Consider the following 17,651-nt stretch of genomic DNA (forward strand, 5'->3'; position numbering starts at 1 on the left):
AACAAGATAGAAGTTATATTCGAACAATGCCTGCTAAAACGCTAATTAATAATCAGTTGTACCAACTTATTCCAGCACCACACACCCATACGCCGGAACCCGCACGTTGCCGTCGTTCAGTAAGCTGGCGCCACCGACCGTATCGAGCACGATTTTTTGGCCTTCCGCCAGTTCCAGCGGATAAATTACCACATCCAGTCCGCGCTTCGTCAGGTTGTGAATCACCAGAACCGACCGGTTTCCCGATTTTCGGGTAAATGCAATCACGTTTTTGTGCTGAATTTGACTGGCTTCCAGCTTACTCAGGTTGTCGTTCAAAACCGGATGGCTGTTGCGAAAATGAATCAGCCGCCTGTAATGATTGTAGAGGGAACCGGGGTCGGTTTGCTGCGCTGCCAGTGGGACTACTGTCGAATCGGTTGAGAATTTAGCCCGACGCCAGCGGCTTCGCATCCGGTCCTGCTTTTTTTCATCCCACAAAAACGGCTCCCGGATGTTTTCGTCGGGCTTTGCGCCCAGCATCCCAATTTCTTCCCCGTAATATACGTACGGATTGCCGGGCAACGTCAGTAGTAAATTGGCGGCTACTTTCAGGTGGTTTTGATTTCCGTTCAGAAAACTTCCAATCCGCGTCTGGTCGTGGTTTGAAAGCATAATTGCATCGATGAAATTCGGATTTACTTCCGCAAAAATGGTGTGATTCCGAACCAGCATCTGCACGATTTCCGCCGTATCCCGCTCCTTATACGGGATTTCCTGCAACGCCAGACTAAGGTCGAAGTTGAAATTGGCTTTCAGTCCCCGAAAATACGGGGCAATGCGTTCGGCCCGCGTCCAGACTTCGCCCACGGTATAAACGCCCGGTTTGGCGGCTTCCATCACCTGCCCGAACTCCTCCCAAAACTGGTGGTTTTTCGGTTCTTCCCACTCCGGGTAAATGTGCCGGGCGGCATCGAGCCGAAAACCGTCGACGCCCACATCGGTTAGCCAGAATTTTCCGGCTTTGTAAATTTCTTCCCGCACCTCCGGATTGTCATAGTTCAGGTCGGGCATACCGCTCCAGAACAACGCGTAGTATTTCTCCGAAAAGGGGGCACCCGGAACACGGTGCCAGGGACTTTTTTCCTGCGAATCGGCGGTGATTTCCCGGGTGGCAATGTTCAGTGCATCGATGTCTTTTTGCGCCATCCAGACATACCAGTCGTGATACGGGTTGTCTTTGCTTTTGCAGGCTTCCACAAACCACGGATGCTGGCGGCTGGTGTGGTTGATCACAAAATCCAGGATGACCTTGATATTCCGCCGATGCGCTTCCGAAACCAGCCGCCGGAAGTCGTCCATCGTGCCGTATTCGGGGGCAATCCCGTAATAATCCGTCACATCGTACATGTGGTAACTGGGCGACGGATTGACGGGCATGAGCCAGAGGGCCGCAATTCCGAGGTCTTTCAGGTAGTCCAGTTTCGAGGTAACGCCGTTCAGGTCGCCAATGCCGTCGCCGTTGGAGTCGCAAAAAGCGCGGACGAATACTTCGTAATGAACACCGGTTTGGCCGGTAGCGGTTTGATCAGAAATCGTTGGTTTTAACGTCAACGAAGTTGGTCCCGTGGATGCGTCGGCAGTCATTGTATTGAAAAATAGATTCAGAAGGTAAACGAGTAAGCGTCATCAGGAGTTTAAAAAGACGGTTTTTTCCCTGAATTCGGCAAATAAATCTGGAAATCGGGCAGAAAGCACCCGGTAAAATACGGGAAATACCCCATGTTATTTTATTCCTCCTCTGTTGACCTTAGCGAAAAGTTTACTCCCCTCCTCGCTTCATGGCTCTCCTCGAATACAATTCAAATCCGAAAGCGCCGGAAAAACCCGTTGTTTCCGGTCAGGACACGATTCGGATCATCATCGGGTTGCTTGGTTTTTTCCTTCCATTTATTTTGGTGGGTGGACTTTTCGTATATAGCTGTTATCCAAAGCCCCTCAGTTCAATCAGTCATTATTATTACACCCGTGTTGGCAGTATTTTTTGCAGCACATTAGGAATACTGGCGGTTGTTCTCCTTGCGTATAAAGGCAAGAAACTGATCGACTTTATATTCTCAACCACGGCGGCCGTATTTGCCATGCTGGTTGTGATTCTCCCCACGAACATCGGATATAAAGATGCCCGTCAGCTACCCCCGTATTTTGCGACGTTCATTGCGGATAATTGCACCCGCTCAACCGTGCATTTTACATCAGCGGGAATCTTTTTAGGTAGCCTGGCTCTGATGTCTTTACTGCGTTTTCCCAAAGACGACTCTTCTGACGAGAAACCAAAACCGCTGGATATCTTCATGTACCGGGCCAGTGGCCTTGTCATGATCGTTTCCATGCTGATCATTTTGCTGGGCGCAAACGGCTGGCTGATCGATAAAAAATGGTTTGAAGACCATCAGGGAATTTTCTGGGGTGAGGCCGTGGCCGTGTGTACGTTTGGTTATTCGTGGTTATTGAAGGCCGGTTTTTTTAGCAAAACCGCCAATCTGGCAAAAAACATCAAAAATTTTCACCTGGTCAACTATAACGAATAACAAGCCGTTGGGAAAGCAATGCAATTGAACTTTCTTATCAATTTTAATGTATATACATTAAATGTTGATACTCTTAAACTCGGAATAAAATGAAAACGGAACGCACCATCCAGCAATTGATACCGGCACCCCTAATGAGCATGGGAGAACTCCGGGTTCGCCAGCCGCTGCCTTCGGGACGCCTAAGCTACCTTGATCCATTTGTTTTACTGCACCACGGGCATAGCTTTCTGAAAGAAAATGAAAACCCTGATCATTCGGGCGTTGGGCCGCATCCCCACCGGGGTTTTTCACCGGTTACGTTTGTCTTCAAAGGCGGGGTGCGCCACCGCGACAGTCGGGGCAACGACCGGAGCGTTTTCGAAGGCGGTACGCAATGGATGAACGCCGGCATGGGCATCATGCACAGCGAACGGCCACTTTCCGACGAGCTCGAAATCATTCAGATGTGGGTGAATACGCCCCAATCCCATAAAAAGGATCAGCCAACTTATTATCCGCTGCTGAAAGAAGAAACACCGGTTTTTGAGAGCGAAGACGGAACCGTCACTGTCAACGTCGTTTCGGGTGAGCTGCTGGGATTGAAAGGCCCGATTCCGACGTTTACTCCGATCAATTCGGCGACTTTACAGTTAAAAACCGGGGGAAAAATTTACCTGCCGCTGCCCGCCAGCCACAACGCATTTTTGTATCTGCTGGACGGAAAATTGCGCGTGGGCGATCAGACGGAGGTCAATGCCCGCTATATGGTGGTTCCGGAAAACGACGGAGCTGGCATCACCCTTGAAGCCCTCGAAGATACCCGGATTCTGCTCATGTCGGGCGAGCCCATTGGGGAGAAAATCATTGCCCAGGGACCGTTTGTGTTGAACAATGAAGTGGAAGTGATGGAAGCCTACCGCGATTACCGGATGGGCAAAATGGGAATATTGATCGAGGACTAAAAGAAGTTGATCGAAAAACGCGGGTTGTGGGGTATTTACTAACATGCTGGTAAATTCCCGGCAATCCGCGTTATTGCGTTCACATCTTTCGTTTTCTTGTAAAAAACCGACCATGCTTTCCGTTTCCGAAGCTTTTTCCCTCGTCCTTAATCATTCACTGGTGGTTTCCGCCGAGTCCATTCCGCTGACGCAGGCTGCCGGACGGGTTCTCCGCGAGCCATTGGTGGCCGACCGCGATCTGCCGCCGTTCGACCGCGTTTCGATGGATGGCATTGCGATTCAATACCGTGCCTTTGCCAATGGACAACGGAGGTTTCCGATCATTGGGACCCAGTTTGCCGGGCAACCCGCCCAGACGCTGACAAACGAAACCGCCTGTCTGGAAGTGATGACCGGCGCCATGTTACCCGCCGGCGCCGATGCGGTCATTCGGTATGAGGATATTCAGATGGTTGAAGGAACCGCCGAAATCCGACTCGAAACCATTCAGTTGGGCCAGAATATTCACCACCGGGCCGTGGATCGGAAACAGAACGAGGAGTTGGTTCCGGCGGGCGTCCGACTTGGTCCGGCCGAAATGGCCGTTGCTGCATCAGTCGGAAAAACATCGGTTTTGGTGAGTAAGCCGCCCCGAATTGCCCTGATTTCGACGGGGGACGAACTCGTCGACGTGTCCGAAAGCCCCAAACCGTATCAGATCCGCCGATCCAATACCTATCTTTTACAAACCGTTCTACAAACCACCGGGGCTGAAACCGCCCTGTTTCATTTGCCCGACGACCCGCTGGCGATGGAAACCGAACTGAAAACGATTCTGGCAGACTACGACGCGCTGGTATTGAGCGGTGGCGTTTCAGCCGGGAAAGCCGATTTTGTGCCAACAGTAATGGCAAAATTGGGCGTCAACCAAGTGTTTCATCAGGTAGCACAACGCCCTGGAAAACCCTTCTGGTTTGGTGCCTCCGACACTGGGAAAGTGGCTTTTGGTCTACCGGGAAATCCGGTTTCGACGTTTTTATGCGCCTACCGGTATCTGGTGCCGTGGCTGAAAGGGTCTATCGGTTTGCCGGTTTTGCCGCCATCCGTCGCGCAATTGGCCCAGGTGGTTTCTTTTCCGCCAAAATTAACGTATTTTTTACCGGTCAGTTTATCGGTCAACCCGGAAGGCGTGTGGCAAGCGAAACCTTTACCCGGCAGTGGATCAGCCGATTACGCCAATTTGTTGCATTGCAACGGTTTTATGGAATTACCGCCCGAACGATCCGAATTTAACGAAAGCGAAGCGTTTCCGGTTTATACATTTCGTTAACGCATCCAACGAACATGAAACTCCTCTGGCTCACCTGGTTTTTGCTGGTTTTGCGGCCGTTGCCGGTACCGCAGGAACCGGTGTGGCTGGCATTCAAGAAAGAACCCATTGTGTTGCGGTCCAGCACTTTTTCGTTGCTGCGGATTCTGGACGAACGCAGGGGAAAATCGCAGATCGGAGCCATTTTGTCCGCACCCAAAACCGCCATTCCGGTTCGGATTCAGGAGGAGCTGCGCGGTGTTTTCGACGATTTACTAAGCGTCGGATTTCGGCCCGATTCGATGCGCGTACCGGTGGTCATTCGCATCCAGGAATTGGCATTTACGGAAAAGCCCAAAACCGATAGTCAGGTCGACGGTACCTGCCGACTGGAACTGGCGTTCGACGTCATGCGGGAAGGAAAACCCGTTCAGTTGACCACTTACACGGCCCGAACGATTTATACGCGCTCGTTTGGGCAGACGGATCGGCTGGAGTTTGTGGCCCGAAAAGCGCTGGAAAATGCCGTCCAGTACCTTTCCAACTGGATAAAAATCAACCGCGACAAAAGCCCGGCGCTGGTCAAAGGCATTAAGTTTGCGTTTATCGACCACAGCATTCAGCAGGCATCGGGCGATACGGTTTTTTATCATCCGCTCCGCCCGCTGACCTGGGACGATTTCCAGGCCGAACCCCGGCTGGGCAGTCGGAACGCAGCCGCCATTTTTCCGACGTTTTCCTACGAAGGCCACAGCCGGTGGGTGAACGGGTATATTCTGGTGGAGTTGACGTTCAAGACGTTCATGGTCAAAAACATGTCATGGGTGCGACCGGGCCACAAGGACGATTACGGGTTGCGGCACGAACAGAAACATTTCGATATTGCCAAATTGATCGTTGAACGGTTTAAACAGCGCATTGCCGCCGACGAACACATGGACCTCGACGATTACAACAGCCGGGTGCAGTTTCTGTATCTGGACGCGTACCGCGACATGAACCGCTGGCAGCAACAATACGACGACGAAACCCAGCACGGCATCAACCAGGCGGAACAGGAACGCTGGAACCGGAAAATCGCGGAGGACCTGAAAAACGCCGAAGACCTGACGGCCATCATGATTTCAAACCGGCAGTGAGGGGTGGATTGCTGACGATTGACCATCGACGATTGACAAATGACAATGGACGATCGTCAATGGTCAATCGTCCATGGTCGATCCTCCATCATCCTTAAACGAAAATGTACAACATGCCCATTTCACTCCGTTTTCACCGTTTCGACCTTCGACTGAAACACACCTTTACGATCGCTCACGATTCGCGCAACGTACAGCCGACGCTCATTGTCGAATTGCGGGATGGTCTGCTGAGCGGTTTTGGCGAAGCCACTTCCAACAAATATTACGGCATCACCATCGACCGAATGATTGAAGCCCTCGAAGAAATACGCGGGCTGATTGAAGCCAGTGAATGGAAAACCGCCGAAGAACTCTGGCAATGGAGTCATGCCCATCTGAAAGATAACCCGTTCGCGCAGTGCGCTTTAGACGAAGCCGCGCACGATCTGGTGGCCAAACGGGCCGGACAACCGCTTTACCAACACTGGAATCTGGATGCCACCCATAACCCGATTACGGATTACACGATCGGGATTGATTCGGTGGAAACGATGGTTCAGAAAATGCAGGAACTGCCCTGGCCGTTGTATAAAATAAAACTCGGCACGCCCGACGATCTGACCATTGTCCGCGAACTCCGGAAACACACCGATGCGGTTTTTCGGGTAGATGCCAACTGCGCCTGGACGGCCGAAACCGCCCTTCAGAACGCAGTCGTTTTGAAAGAGCTGGGCGTCGAATTCATCGAACAACCGCTCAAAGCCGATGATTGGGAAGGCATGAAACGCGTTTTTCAGGAGAGTGTGCTCCCGGTTATTGCCGATGAAAGCTGCATCGTGGAACATGATGTGGAACGTTGCGCGGGGTATTTTCACGGCATCAATATCAAACTGACCAAATGCGGAGGACTGACGCCCGCCCGGCGGATGATTGATACAGCGCGTCAGTTGGGGTTAAAAGTGATGGTGGGCTGCATGAACGAAACCAGTGTGGGTATCTCGGCCATTGCGCAGTTGCTGCCCCTGCTCGATTACGTGGACATGGACGGTACACTGCTCATCGCCAACGACCCGGCCACGGGCGTGACCTTCGACTGGGGTCGGGTGATTTACGCGGCAGAAAACGGAACGGGCGCCAACCTATGACGGAAAATTTTAAAATTGATCAACTTCCCGGCCGAACCATCGATCTCGACGGGCAGGAATGTTTATTTTTCAGCGGTACGTCCTACCTCGGAATCGCCCAGAATGCCCACTTTCGGGCGTTGCTGATCGAAGGCATGGGGCAATACGGTACGGTTTTCGGTTCATCGCGCAACGGAAATTTCCAACTGCGAATCTACGAAGAAGCCGAAGCCAAACTCGCCGAATTTGCCCGCGCCGAAGCCGCCTTAACGGTCTCGTCGGGAATGTTGGCGGGGCAGGCCGTGGTGAACTGGCTCAAGGCACAGGATTTTGGCTTTATTTACGGCCCTAATGCACACCCGGCGATCTGGCAGGAACCGACCCTAACCCTCCCCCAACAATCGTTCGACGCCTGGGCCCGGCAACTGCCCGGATTGGTGTCGGCTGCCACCACGCAACACATCGTCATTGCGGTGAACGCAGTCGATGCCCTGTTTTCGATCGATTACTCGTTCGACTGGGTTCATCAATTACCCGATAATCAGGAAATTACCCTATTGGTCGATGATTCGCACGGCCTTGGGGTTATAGGCCCGGGCGGTAGCGGAATCCGGGACCGAATTCCGGTTCGGCCCAACGTCCGGCTGATCATCACGGCTTCACTGGCGAAGGCGATGGGGATGCCCGGCGGGGTTATTTTTGCCAATTCCGAAACCCTGAACGCCATTCGGCGCACGGCTTTTTTCGGTGCCTGTTCGCCCATGCCTCCGGCCTATCTGTACGCCTATTGCCGGGCAACGGAAATCTACCGCTCGGCTTTTGAACGACTGCTGGCCAACATCCGCCGGTTCGAAAACCGGGTTGGTCATTCGGATTTATTCCAGCATATTCCTGATTATCCGGTCTTTTATACTGTGCAGGATCGGTTATATTCGTCCCTGTTAGCGAACCGGATTTTTGTTTATTCGTTTGCCTATCCATCGCCCACCGACAAGCCCAACACCCGCATCGTCATCAATGCGCTGCACCAACCCGAGGACATCGAACAATTAGGCGACCAACTGTATGGAAAAACGTGATGTACATAAGACATTCCGGAATAATTACCCGAAAATCAGCGGTTTACTTCTGTATTTCCTGCTTACCATTCCGGTTTTTCAGGCCGTTTACGCCCAGCATACCGACAAGTTTCTGGAAGAACTGCTGAAAAAGAATCCGGAACTGTTCGGACGTATTCTCGAAAATCCGGCGAAATACGACGTTCAAATCCTGTATACGCAGATTAACCGCAACGAGCAAAACCGCCCGCTATTCAAAAGTTACCGCTACCGGCTCGACAAAGACCGGTATTTTTATCCGGCCAGCACCGTCAAATTCCCGGCGGTTTTGCTTGCCCTGGAGAAGATCAATCAGCTCAGTAAAAAACACCCCGGCCTGTCAATTTATACGCCAATGCTGACCGATTCGTCGGAGACTTACCAGACAACGGCCCGCAAAGATTTGTCGGCCGAAAATGGGTTACCTTCGGTGGCGCAGTATGCCAAAAAGATTTTTCTCGTTAGTGATAACAACGCCTTCAACCGATTGTATGAGTTCATTGGGGCGTGTGATTTTAACGAAAAACTGCGCGATAAAGGTTACCGGAATCTCCGGATAGTTCACCGGCTTTCGCTGCCGTTAACGCCCGAACAAAACCGCCATACAAACGCCATCTCGTTTGCGAAATCCGATACGGTTCTGTACCAGCAACCGGCGCAGGTTTGCGACAAAATCGTCGGGCCCGACAAACCGATTCGCCGGGGCGTCGGTTACATGAAGAATGGAACACTGGTGAAAGAATCGTTCGATTTTACCGAAAAAAACTACTTTTCGCTGGAAGACCAACAGGAAATGCTGCGGGCGGTTTTGTTTCCGGACGATGTTCCGGCCCGCGAAAAATTTGACCTGACTTCCGACGACTACCGATTTTTGTACCGCTACATGTCGCAACTGCCGCGTGAATCCAACCACCCAAAATACGACACGACTTTCTACGACAGTATATCCAAATTCCTGGTGTTTGGCGATGCGAAAAGCAAGATTCCTCCTTCCATCCGGATTTTCAATAAAATTGGTGGCGCTTACGGGTATCTGATCGACAATGCCTACATCGTGGATTTTGACAAAGGCGTGGAGTTTCTGTTGTCGGCGGTTATTTACTGCAACGAAGACGGTATTTTCAACGACGACAAATACGATTACCAGACCATTGGCTATCCCTTTCTGGCCAATCTCGGGCGCATCATTTTTGACTATGAAGTGGAACGAAAACGGATTAATCCGCCGGATTTGAGCCGATTCCGGGTCAGCTACGAACCTTGAAAGAAAGATGCCGGGCTTTTTCGAACCCGGTTTTTGGTCAGAATTGCAGCGTATAGCTAAACTAAGGAAAGGGGACCGGGCTATTCAAAAACCGCACGTTGCCATTGGACACCTTCAATCGGGGTTGCTAACGGTTCAGGAGGGCAAATTGACGATTCATGTATTCATTGGTTGAGTTTCGGTGCATTCAACGCTAGGTTTGCAGCGAACGAAACAACGCTACCAATGAAAAAATTAGTCATTTTCCTGTTTGTCCTCGGAGCTTTTATCGCCTGTAAAAAAGACAATGATCCGAAACCCGACGAGCAGGAATCATTGACCGAACCTGCGGCCAAAGTGGCGGGGACGTATAAACTAACTTCATTTCATTTCATAAACGGAGCCAATGAAGTTGAACTGGAAAAATTACCGGTTCTGGAAAGTGGCAAAACCGTTGCGTCAGGAACCGCTAAAATCACCCGAAAATCGGACGGAAAAGCCATATTGGACCTGTCGCTTTTTATCGAAGGCGAAGGCACGCTTCCCATTCTGGAGAAATTTGAGATCGAAGTGCAGGAATCCGGGAAAGTCTTCGGGCTTTATTCGGACGGCGAACGGATAGGCGACGCAGACGGCGGTTTCATCATTTTCAATGTTTCCGGAAAATCCGCAGCCGGTGACGATCTGCTGTTAGCGTTCAATGCAAATAAATAGGATACGGTTTTCAGTATTCGATTTACGGTAAAACGAGCTCGGAGCTACTCACCGAAACCCGTAAACCGAATACTGAAAACCGTATTACCCTCTCAACGCTTCGTTTTTGACCCGGAAACCGTATTCCAGAAAATGACGAGGAATAAAATCCAGAAGAAGAGCGGCACAATTACCTGCGAATAATTGCCCGGATAGGTAGCCGACATCAGATCATCCAGGTCCGCATCGTAGAGCACCCGCAGCGATTCTTTCGGTTTTAGCGTTTCATATTCATTCTCCGTAATTGGAACGACCCGTTGGCCAGTCCGGTAGTTGACCGTGGCATCATATTCATACAATTCAAAGGATGAAGCACTGCTGCCCCGGCCCACGCGATGCCGGTCTTTATCCAGCACCGTTACCTCCAGCGGCTGCCCATTGGCTTTGATGTGTCGGTAATATTGAAAATAGACCCAGGTGTCGTACGAAAAAAACAATGCCGCTAAGCCCAGCACTATGACCAGCATAAACCGGGCGATGGTTTGCAGGATCGTCAAACCGGTTAAGGAAACCAGTACGCCCGAAGCAAAAAAGAATAAAAACGTGGATACTGCCAAAAAGCCAATCAGCAATTTATGCTCCTGGCTGAACCCGCCGACCGAACTCCAGTGAACCAGCCGGGACGTCACCCGGCCCGGTTTTCGCTCCATACGCTGCTGGCGAAACTCGTCGCGCTCCGGGTGATAAAGCAGCTTGACGCGGTCGCCGGAACTCACCCAGGCCGTGTCCCGAACCACCCGCGCACGGTAGTTTTTGTGCTGGTACGGGAACGTGATGTAGGTGACGTTACCCAGTATGTCGCGCCAGGAACGCTGTGAAATATCGGTGTCCGAAATCTGCACTTCAACAACCTTGCCTTCCTTCAAAAACTGATTTTGCAGTCGTTCTTCTTCGTAAAAATGCCACATTGCCCAGGCCCCCACGCTCAGAAGCGCCACCAGAACCAGCGAAACGAGAAGTTGGTATAGCTTTCCCAGAAAAGCGAACACGTCGCGGAGCATACGGGTATTACATCAAAAGTGTCTGATTAAAAGTAGGAAAAATCAGCCTGTCCGGACCAATTTCGCGGCACTTCTGTGTAAACGGTCATGGATTTCGTTTGCAGCAATAGCCCTTTTGGTTTTATCCGTCTTTCCATCAACCAGGCCAGGTTTTGTTGCTTCGGCCATCCACCGAATGTTTGCCCGGCCCCACGAAATAGATGGTCAGGTAAATCAGGAAGAATAACAACGGCATTTCTTTTTTCCCAAATGGATCGGTGCCGTGGGCGAAAAAGGTGACCACCAGCATATTGATCATCAGGACAATAGCCGCCACCCGGGTCTGAAAACCGAGAAGGATGAGTAGGGAGCAGCCAAATTCTGCCAGAGTGGCCAGAATCAGCGAGGGAGCGCTACCGATACCGATGGGATCGCCAAAATTGAAATTGCCCGTTATGAGTTTAATGAATTTCGGCCAGCCGTGCGTCAACATCAATGCCGATACACCGATCCGCAGCAAGAGCAGCGCGAAATGTACCATTGCCGGACTGGCTTTGGCTCCTAGTAGTGGTTTCATAGAAAGGCAGTTTGGTTATACTTTTAACGACCTTTTTATGATTCTTGTTTTGACTTTAAAAATGAGACCGAAGCAGGTAAAAGAAAGACCGGGGTTTTCTGTCTGATTTCGCCCCTCGCTCCATTTTATCAAAATTACTCGGCAACCGCGCTCGTATACTGGAAAACGGGTGTTCAGGTGAATTACCGCACAAAATAAAACCGTTTATCAGTAGAATTGAATAAGAGCCTGGTTATCAATTATATTTGGGACTGGAGTCATCCTCATTTCCGAATCCAACCTCCCTAACACTATAACCCAGAAAACCGGACCATATAACCAGACTCCTGATCAGGTAAAAAGCTACTAAAACAACTTTATTTAATTAACGTGTATACGAAGTTGTTCTAACGTTTTTTCATACTCAGGAAGCAGGGAATAATTGACTAGAAGGTTCTCATTAAATCATGTTCAAAGAAAAAAAATCGTTCGTCAATACCTTACGGATCTCATCCATTTTGTATCTCGCAATTCCGTCGGTATTATTTTTATCAACCTGGCTTTCTTTTCCGTTTTCGCTGATCAATTCTGTTTTGGTTATAGGTATTATTTTTCAGCTCATTCGCCACATAAATGATTTTAATTTCAGTAGTTATTCCCTAACAATTCCGAAATTTATAATCATTTTAGTTGCGTCCTTATTTATTACAATTGTATTTGGCATTGGTGAATTCAATCAGCAGATACTGGACTTCTTAACTAATAATTTTAAATATTATGATTTAAGTGTCTATAACTGGCCGGTCTACTATAAAGATTACGATGCTTATTTATGCTATTACACGGCCTACTACTTACCCGTAGCCTTTTTGTGCAAATTAACGGGATTGGAATATGGTCGCTATTACGCTTTTTTCTGGAATTGGCTGGGTCTTCTGCTCGCTCTGGTCTGGATCGTTGTTCTGAGTCCTAAAAGAGCAGGATGGGTTGTCATGCTCATTTTACTTTTTAACGATAGCTGGTTTTTTATCCGCACACTCCGGGAATTGGGCATTACGACCTATTTACCGCCGAACTTCGTCAGCATCAATGGGTATCATTTGATCTATATGTCGCCTTTCTCCGACCAGATTGCCTGGGCACCGCAGCACGTTCTACCTGCAATTATCGGCGCCTGGTATTTTTTATTTGTGTATACGAACTTTACAAAATGGCGGTTTATCGAGTTGACCATTGTCTGGTTGAGCTGCATGATGTGGAGCCCTTTTGCCACAATTGGACTCACTCCTTTCATGGTTTTTATCAGCTGGAAATACCGTTTTGAGGTATTAAAAGATGGAAAAACGATTATCCACTTACTGCTAACCGGTTTAGGTTTTTTGCCAATCGCCTTTTATCTAACCAGTTCCCAGGTGATTTCCAATAACAAAACAAATATGTTTATCTGGCAGGCCGGTGTGCCCGAGTGGCCGGTTTATTACCTTCTGTATGTTCTTTCAAATTTTATACTGTGGGTTTTCTTTCTCCGAAGAACGCTCGCGACCAACCTCCTGCCTATACTCTGGGTCACCTTAGCTACTTTATGTATTTTACCCCTTTATAAAATCGGCATGTGGAACGACTTGCAGATGAGAGCCAATGCCCCGGCCTTGTGTATATTGGGCTTATTTATCGTCCAACAACTAGTGAGCGAATCAATTACCCGGCACTGGATTTCCGTTGCCGCGGGACTATTATTTTTTATTAATTCTATTTCGGTTTTTAAACTCTATGCCGGTTTTTTTCCGTTTGACAAGCCTCAGAATTCCATTGAAAAACCGTTCATTAAAGGCTGCACAAATACACTTGAGTTTTTAGCAAAAACCTACGGTGGACCCAAAGCCGCGAAGCAATACCTGATGCATGAAAACTCTGTTTTCCAGAAATACCTGCTAAAAAAACCGAATGCGTCATTGCTTCAGGTCCGATCCGGCAAACTGACGGGGTCGTCCGGCAATTAAATCGTCGTTGGGTTAAATCGGTTTTTAGAACTGATACAGCAACCGCGCCCGCATACCAGCAGACGTGTGGTTCAGGCTAAATTGCGTCGACATCAATGGATTCGACAAATACGGACTGGCCTGGACCACCCAGTGACCCCACTGTTTCTCGATGGCAACGTTCACCAGCCAGCTATTATAAACGTTGGGCGTGCATTTCTCCGAGAACTTTTTCTCGATGTAATCAAACGGGCCAACCTGATGCAGGTACGTAATTTTATCCTTTGCTTCCAGACTGAAACTAGCTCCTACAGAAGGTGTTAGCGTTACCGATTCGCCGAGCGGAATCCGGTAGCCGAACGTAATGGGCAACTGCAGGGTCGATCCCCCCCGGTTGATGTCCAGAATCTGCGTGCGGATTTCGGGTGGCACTTTGCCCGGGTAATCCCGCCGAAAATCACTCCTGCGATTGAAGGAGTATTGAATCTCATTCACAAATTTTTCACCCGTTACTTTCAGCGTATTCAGGCCCAGACCAATGGTCAGGTGTTCGCCCATCAGCACTTCCGTCGCAAATCCAAAACCGGATTGACGCCCGCCAATCTGGGCGCTGGCTCCCGCCCGTACGTGTACAAACGGGCTTTTCGGTTTTTCAACCTCCGGTTTCAGAAGCGACGACGCAGCCAGGCGCGGAGAAGAAGCCCGCATGCGCCGGATTCGACGATCAAATCGTTCGGTGTAATAACTCGAATCAATTTCCAAAGGCCGGGTCGGCACCGGTTCCCAGGAAATCGAAGCCGATTCGGCCAAAGGCGAGCCCGATCCCGAACGATCCGATCCACTGCCGGAACCCGAATCGCCATTTCCATTGAATGACAAAGGCCGCGTGGTTTCAAAACCGGTCGGTTTTTGCCGCCCCGAATACCGCGTTTCATCCTGTCGGTTCCAGCGGTCGCCCACCGAATTGGCCGGATTCGACAACCGGGGATAATTCCGTTCCGATGACTCCGTTCTCCGATTTGAAGGATTCGGCCGTTCCCCTTCATTCAGGCGGTTTTCCAATTCAGAAAACCGCTCTTTGGTCCCCGAACGCTCCGGAAAACCGTTGCTCCGGGGCCGATTTTCTCCCGTCCCCTGCGACTGCTCATCCGTTGAATTGGCGTTGTCCGAAGCAGATTCGCGTTCGTTCGTTTCCAGACGTTCCGCCAGGGTTCGATCATCCGAACGGTATTTCGGCGAAATGGGTACCAAACCAGGCACCGGAACTTCACGGGTAATGTAAACCGTATCGGTTTTCGGTGCCACTGCCACCGGCGTTTCCACCGGAAGTTGTTGAAGAATCGTCACCGAATCCCGGAGTGTCCGGACGGATTGTTCCAGGTTTTGATTGGTGCGGTATTGCCACACCGTCAGAATAACCAGCCCGGCCACCGTGGCGGCACTCAACATCGGCATAAGCCACTGAGCAGCTCCACCGCCCATGGACGGTATGCCGTTGCGACGCAGAAAAGACCGGAGATGCAACCAATCTGATTCCTGGAACGGAGGGTCTATGCCCTCCAGCTTTTGTCGTATATTTTCCTCAAATTTATCAGTTTTCATAGTAACGAATAGGAATCGCAGGATCGGATGGAAACAGGTGTGGATAAGCAGACTTGATAGCCTGCTGAAGGCGTTGCCGCGACCGCAGGAAATGCGAACGGATCGTGGCTTCGTTACTTTGCAACACCTCGGCAATTTCTCGGAGGCTGTAGCCATCTACTACATGCATCGAGAACACCGTTCGGTAAGCGGGCGGCAATTGCTGCACGAGTGCCAGAATTTCGTCGGCCGAAATCTGGCCAATCACATCGTCCTCAAATGCCACATCCTGACCGGCCTCCAACGCCATCGTGTCTAATTTGTGGTATTTGCGGTAGTAACTGATTGAGGTGTTGATCAGAATGGACCGAAGCCAGGCTTTGAAAGGATGCGAAGCGTCGTATTGGTGCAGCCGTTGAAATACCTTCAAAAAACTTTCATTCAATACTTCTTCTGCTTCCTCCGTATTGGCCGAATACCGCATGCAGATACTTTTGGAATAACTATAAAATTTTTTAAACAAAACGCGCTGAGCCTGCGCATCATGGTTGCGGCAGGCTTCAATCACACTATCAATATCGTTTTCCGCGAAGGAAGGGCGCTTTCGGAAGAACAAGGCCGTAACGATTTAAGTAAATAATTCACGCATACACCGCCAATACGTCAAAAATCAGGCGACTGTTGCAGGAGCCAACGACTTTTTTTTATTTTTTCTTTTTCCTCAATTTCTGCCTTTTTTTTCGAATACCGCTGCAACGGTGCCAAATTCTCCGGCGTAATGGCAATTGTATCGTTGGAAAACCGGGAGGCTTCCAGGCCAGCAAAACCGCTCCGACGCCGAACCTGAAATGAATAAGGCAATGAAAATACATCTGTTGGTCATTGCGGATAGTCTCCATTACGACTCGGGGCTGAACACGCGGCAAAGCTACATCGATCAGTTCGTGCAGCAGTTGGAGCGCGGAGGACTGGAGGTCGTCGTCACTTACCACGCTCCGATGGCGCTCTGCACCATTGCGGACGTGCTGCAACGGGTGCCCCTCCGCCGGTATGATCTGATCATTCTACAGATTGCCAACCGTCACCTGCGCGATGCCCGCATGGTGCTTCGGCCCAGCACGGGCGAAAAGCTAATCGAATACCTGAATGCCTGGAAATTACGGGGGCAGTCGTTCCTGGGCCGGGTCAAACCGCTGCGCGAAATGTACAGTCACCTGACGCTGATCCTGGAAACCCTGCGGTTTCACCGGAGCCGGGTTATTCTGATGACACCTTTCCCCCACCGTGAACCGGTCAGCGGCTGGCTGCGCCGGAAAGGCAGTGCCATTCTAAAAAGTGAAGGCCACCACCGGGGTTTTCAGGTGTTCGATGTACAGGCGCTGGTTGATTCGCGGGAAGAGTTTTTCATCACCGGCGACCGCGAACGATTGAACGCCATCAGCCACGAACTGATCGGCCGTCGGCTCTATGATTTTTTCCGCACCGAACCCAGCATCACAACCGGCCATTTAAAACTGGACACCTAGTACTCACCAACTCATTACCAACCAATTATAACTATATCAAAACCATGAAAAAATCCCTGTTAATTGCATTGACGGTTCTTGGCGCGTGCTTGTACGGATGTAATCAGAGTCAACAGTCGGTCGATCCGGCTTCTGATTCTTCCACGTTATCCATCAGTTCGGCCCGGCTGGCTTCCGACAGTTCCGGTTTTTTTTGCAAAAAGAAAGTAACGAAAATTGCGGTCACTGACCTCCCGGCGGGTGTTACCAGCTACATCTCTTCCCATTACGCCGGTGCCACAACGGATTATGCCGCCAAAGACGATGCCGGAAATTTTCTGGTCGCCATCACGCAGAACGGCGAAGGGAAAGCCCTGTTATTCAACGCGGACGGCACGTTTAACGAAGAGCTGGCGCTGAAAGGCGGACCCGGTGGCAAGGGTGGTGGTCCGCACGGAAAAGGCGGTCCCGGCAAAAAAGGCAGCCTGGAGCAAATCGCCGTTTCGGATCTGCCAGCTACAATTACCAGCTACGTCAGCGCGAATTATGCCGGAGCGGAAATCAAAACTGCGGCCAAGGACAGTACCCGTGGCTACCTGGTCATGATTGTGGTGAGCAATCAGTCCAAAACTTTGCTGTTCAATACCGACGGCAGCTTCAACAAGGAAGTCACCAAACCGCTTCGGGGTAAACTGACGGCTGTGGCCGTGGCGGATCTGCCAGCCGCCGTGACAAAGTACGTGACGGATCATTACGCCGGTTCGACGGTGAAAGATGCCGCCAAAACCCCGGAGGGCGAATTCATTGTGATGGTGAAAACGAGTGATGGCAAACCGGTTGCGCTTCTTTTTGCGGCTGATGGCACCTTCAAACAGGAGCTGAAGCCGAGGATGTAAGTTTCTCACCTTTC

General features: G+C 50.4%; 17 protein-coding genes. 11 read left to right on the forward strand and 6 right to left on the reverse strand.

Going from position 1 to position 17,651, the window contains the following annotated elements; all coding sequences use genetic code 11:
- Nucleotides 1–66: 66 nt before the first annotated feature.
- Nucleotides 67–1,626, reverse strand: coding sequence for an alpha-amylase family glycosyl hydrolase (locus EHT25_RS23685; RefSeq protein ID WP_124877637.1), 1,560 nt, complete (start codon nucleotides 1,624–1,626; stop codon nucleotides 67–69).
- Nucleotides 1,627–1,820: 194 nt separating this feature from the next.
- On the opposite strand from EHT25_RS23685, the gene EHT25_RS23690 reads away from it, so the two are divergent.
- The 8 genes from EHT25_RS23690 (at nucleotide 1,821) to EHT25_RS23725 (ending at nucleotide 10,101) form a co-directional block, all read left to right on the forward strand.
- Complete coding sequence (locus EHT25_RS23690; RefSeq protein WP_124877638.1) at nucleotides 1,821–2,570, forward strand: hypothetical protein; 750 nt, start codon at nucleotides 1,821–1,823, stop codon at nucleotides 2,568–2,570.
- Nucleotides 2,571–2,659: 89 nt separating this feature from the next.
- Nucleotides 2,660–3,514, forward strand: coding sequence for a pirin family protein (locus tag EHT25_RS23695; protein WP_124877639.1), 855 nt, complete (start codon nucleotides 2,660–2,662; stop codon nucleotides 3,512–3,514).
- A 112-nt stretch (nucleotides 3,515–3,626) separates the two neighbouring features.
- Nucleotides 3,627–4,823 (forward strand): molybdopterin molybdotransferase MoeA, encoded by a 1,197-nt coding sequence (locus EHT25_RS23700; protein ID WP_124877640.1) that lies wholly within the window; start codon nucleotides 3,627–3,629, stop codon nucleotides 4,821–4,823.
- Between the two features lie 14 nt (nucleotides 4,824–4,837).
- Nucleotides 4,838–5,941 carry a DUF922 domain-containing protein gene (locus tag EHT25_RS23705; protein ID WP_124877641.1) on the forward strand — a complete coding sequence of 368 codons (1,104 nt, stop codon included), beginning with the start codon at nucleotides 4,838–4,840 and terminating at the stop codon, nucleotides 5,939–5,941.
- Between the two features lie 119 nt (nucleotides 5,942–6,060).
- Nucleotides 6,061–7,068, forward strand: a complete 1,008-nt coding sequence (locus tag EHT25_RS23710; RefSeq protein ID WP_124877753.1) for a dipeptide epimerase — start codon at nucleotides 6,061–6,063, stop codon at nucleotides 7,066–7,068.
- The gene (locus EHT25_RS23715) at nucleotides 7,065–8,126 is read left to right on the forward strand and encodes an aminotransferase class I/II-fold pyridoxal phosphate-dependent enzyme (RefSeq protein WP_124877642.1); all 1,062 of its coding nucleotides are present in this window, start codon (nucleotides 7,065–7,067) and stop codon (nucleotides 8,124–8,126) included. The genes EHT25_RS23710 and EHT25_RS23715 overlap by 4 nt, the downstream gene beginning before the upstream one ends.
- Nucleotides 8,113–9,408, forward strand: coding sequence for a serine hydrolase (locus EHT25_RS23720; protein WP_124877643.1), 1,296 nt, complete (start codon nucleotides 8,113–8,115; stop codon nucleotides 9,406–9,408). Before EHT25_RS23715 ends, EHT25_RS23720 begins: the two co-directional genes overlap by 14 nt.
- A gap of 225 nt (nucleotides 9,409–9,633) precedes the next feature.
- Nucleotides 9,634–10,101 carry a hypothetical protein gene (locus tag EHT25_RS23725; protein ID WP_124877644.1) on the forward strand — a complete coding sequence of 156 codons (468 nt, stop codon included), beginning with the start codon at nucleotides 9,634–9,636 and terminating at the stop codon, nucleotides 10,099–10,101.
- 92 nt (nucleotides 10,102–10,193) lie between these two features.
- Here EHT25_RS23725 and EHT25_RS23730 read toward each other — a convergent pair whose 3' ends face one another.
- Together EHT25_RS23730 and EHT25_RS23735 are read right to left on the reverse strand one after the other, a co-directional pair.
- Nucleotides 10,194–11,141: a hypothetical protein gene (locus EHT25_RS23730; protein WP_124877645.1), complete on the reverse strand. Its 948-nt coding sequence runs from the start codon at nucleotides 11,139–11,141 to the stop codon at nucleotides 10,194–10,196.
- A gap of 136 nt (nucleotides 11,142–11,277) precedes the next feature.
- Nucleotides 11,278–11,697 carry a DoxX family protein gene (locus EHT25_RS23735; protein WP_124877646.1) on the reverse strand — a complete coding sequence of 140 codons (420 nt, stop codon included), beginning with the start codon at nucleotides 11,695–11,697 and terminating at the stop codon, nucleotides 11,278–11,280.
- An 848-nt stretch (nucleotides 11,698–12,545) separates the two neighbouring features.
- Here EHT25_RS23735 and EHT25_RS23740 point away from each other — a divergent pair.
- On the forward strand, nucleotides 12,546–13,676 hold the full coding sequence (locus EHT25_RS23740) for a hypothetical protein (protein ID WP_124877647.1): 1,131 nt from the start codon (nucleotides 12,546–12,548) through the stop codon (nucleotides 13,674–13,676).
- A 24-nt stretch (nucleotides 13,677–13,700) separates the two neighbouring features.
- Here the strand turns inward: EHT25_RS23740 and EHT25_RS23745 are convergent, their stop codons facing one another.
- From EHT25_RS23745 to EHT25_RS33035, 3 genes are read right to left on the reverse strand one after another with little or no spacing between them, the layout of a single operon-like run.
- A complete protein-coding gene (locus EHT25_RS23745) occupies nucleotides 13,701–15,257 on the reverse strand; it encodes a hypothetical protein (RefSeq protein ID WP_124877648.1) in 1,557 nt (518 codons plus the stop codon).
- A complete protein-coding gene (locus EHT25_RS23750; protein ID WP_124877649.1) occupies nucleotides 15,247–15,852 on the reverse strand; it encodes an RNA polymerase sigma factor in 606 nt (201 codons plus the stop codon). The genes EHT25_RS23745 and EHT25_RS23750 overlap by 11 nt, the downstream gene beginning before the upstream one ends.
- A 47-nt stretch (nucleotides 15,853–15,899) precedes the next feature.
- A complete protein-coding gene (locus EHT25_RS33035; RefSeq protein WP_124877650.1) occupies nucleotides 15,900–16,097 on the reverse strand; it encodes a hypothetical protein in 198 nt (65 codons plus the stop codon).
- On the opposite strand from EHT25_RS33035, the gene EHT25_RS23760 reads away from it, so the two are divergent.
- Nucleotides 16,097–16,762: an SGNH/GDSL hydrolase family protein gene (locus tag EHT25_RS23760; protein WP_124877651.1), complete on the forward strand. Its 666-nt coding sequence runs from the start codon at nucleotides 16,097–16,099 to the stop codon at nucleotides 16,760–16,762. The two genes, EHT25_RS33035 and EHT25_RS23760, sit on opposite strands and share 1 nt — an antisense overlap.
- Before the next feature lie 44 nt (nucleotides 16,763–16,806).
- Nucleotides 16,807–17,637, forward strand: a complete 831-nt coding sequence (locus tag EHT25_RS23765; RefSeq protein WP_124877652.1) for a PepSY-like domain-containing protein — start codon at nucleotides 16,807–16,809, stop codon at nucleotides 17,635–17,637.
- Nucleotides 17,638–17,651 lie beyond the last annotated feature (14 nt).

Source organism: Larkinella rosea (genome assembly GCF_003858635.1).
Lineage (GTDB): Bacteria > Bacteroidota > Bacteroidia > Cytophagales > Spirosomataceae > Larkinella > Larkinella rosea.

Excerpts from the sequence above, each read along its gene's own strand:
- EHT25_RS23685 (WP_124877637.1), bottom strand. The coding sequence starts at position 1,626 with ATGACTGCCGACGCATCCACGGGACCAACTTCGTTGACGTTAAAACCA.
- EHT25_RS23690 (WP_124877638.1), top strand. The coding sequence starts at position 1,821 with ATGGCTCTCCTCGAATACAATTCAAATCCGAAAGCGCCGGAAAAACCC.
- EHT25_RS23695 (WP_124877639.1), top strand. The coding sequence starts at position 2,660 with ATGAAAACGGAACGCACCATCCAGCAATTGATACCGGCACCCCTAATG.
- EHT25_RS23700 (WP_124877640.1), top strand. The coding sequence starts at position 3,627 with ATGCTTTCCGTTTCCGAAGCTTTTTCCCTCGTCCTTAATCATTCACTG.
- EHT25_RS23705 (WP_124877641.1), top strand. The coding sequence starts at position 4,838 with ATGAAACTCCTCTGGCTCACCTGGTTTTTGCTGGTTTTGCGGCCGTTG.
- EHT25_RS23715 (WP_124877642.1), top strand. The coding sequence starts at position 7,065 with ATGACGGAAAATTTTAAAATTGATCAACTTCCCGGCCGAACCATCGAT.
- EHT25_RS23720 (WP_124877643.1), top strand. The coding sequence starts at position 8,113 with ATGGAAAAACGTGATGTACATAAGACATTCCGGAATAATTACCCGAAA.
- EHT25_RS23725 (WP_124877644.1), top strand. The coding sequence starts at position 9,634 with ATGAAAAAATTAGTCATTTTCCTGTTTGTCCTCGGAGCTTTTATCGCC.
- EHT25_RS23730 (WP_124877645.1), bottom strand. The coding sequence starts at position 11,141 with ATGCTCCGCGACGTGTTCGCTTTTCTGGGAAAGCTATACCAACTTCTC.
- EHT25_RS23735 (WP_124877646.1), bottom strand. The coding sequence starts at position 11,697 with ATGAAACCACTACTAGGAGCCAAAGCCAGTCCGGCAATGGTACATTTC.
- EHT25_RS23745 (WP_124877648.1), bottom strand. The coding sequence starts at position 15,257 with ATGAAAACTGATAAATTTGAGGAAAATATACGACAAAAGCTGGAGGGC.
- EHT25_RS23760 (WP_124877651.1), top strand. The coding sequence starts at position 16,097 with ATGAAAATACATCTGTTGGTCATTGCGGATAGTCTCCATTACGACTCG.
- EHT25_RS23765 (WP_124877652.1), top strand. The coding sequence starts at position 16,807 with ATGAAAAAATCCCTGTTAATTGCATTGACGGTTCTTGGCGCGTGCTTG.